The sequence below is a fragment of the Rhizobium sp. SRI_017 genome (genome assembly GCF_057586295.1).
Genome location: NZ_JBYCZP010000076.1, coordinates 1 through 874, shown reverse-complemented (window position 1 = coordinate 874; position 874 = coordinate 1). Strand labels below are relative to the sequence as shown.

At 57.4% G+C, this 874-nt stretch carries 1 pseudogene; it reads left to right on the top strand.

Features of this window, described 5'->3' with window-relative positions:
* Positions 1-82 precede the first annotated feature (82 nt).
* Positions 83-854: pseudogene (locus AC2YI2_RS35075) on the top strand (IS5 family transposase).
* Positions 855-874 lie beyond the last annotated feature (20 nt).

Below are 874 nucleotides of genomic sequence, written 5' to 3'. Positions count from 1 at the left end.
CTAGGCTGTGGTGACAAATTAACGGACTGGGGTTCCGTCTGATCTGCAAATCAGATTCAACGCTGACTTTTGGAGGTTGGCGATGGATGGCGAAGTTCTTCGAGACGACCAGTGGGAACGGTTGAAGGCATTCGTGCCAGGTGGTCGCAAAGGCAAACGCGGCCCTCGCAGCGACGGTCGCCGGTTCTTCGACGCAGTTTTGTGGCTAGCCCGGTCTGGCGCGCGTTGGCGTGATCTTCCAGAGGACCGTTTCGGCCCGTACCAGACGATCAAACGGCGATACTATCGCTGGATCGAACAGGGCATATTCGACAAAATTTTTCAAGCGGTCGCTGCCGACCCGGACATGGAGTGGCTATCCATCGACGCAACCGTGATCCGGGCGCAGGCACAAGCAGATGGCGGACGCCGAAAAAGGGGGGAACGAAAGCCCAGGCTCTCGGCCGGTCCCGCGGCGGCTTTGGCAGCAAAATCCATGCAGTAGTCGATGCGCTGGGACTGCCGGTTCGCTTCCATCTCGGCCCCGGACAACAGAATGATATGGCACCGGCTTGCGAGCTGGTGCGCGGATTGGCGGCAAGGAAAGTGCTTGCGGACCGCGCCTACGACGCCGACAGTCTCCATGACATCATTCTCGAACAGGGCGGTGAACCGGTCATTCCACCGCGCAGGCATCGCAGATACCAACACGCTTACGATCAGATAGCCTACAGGCAACGATGGGGTATCGAGGGCTTCTTTGCCAATTTGCCAAGCTCAAACAATGGCGTCGCATCGCAACGCGTTACGACAAGCTCGCCGCTAACTTCCTCGGCTTCATAAAGCTCGCAAGCATCATGCTATGGATCAAATAGTTAATTTGTCACCACAGCCT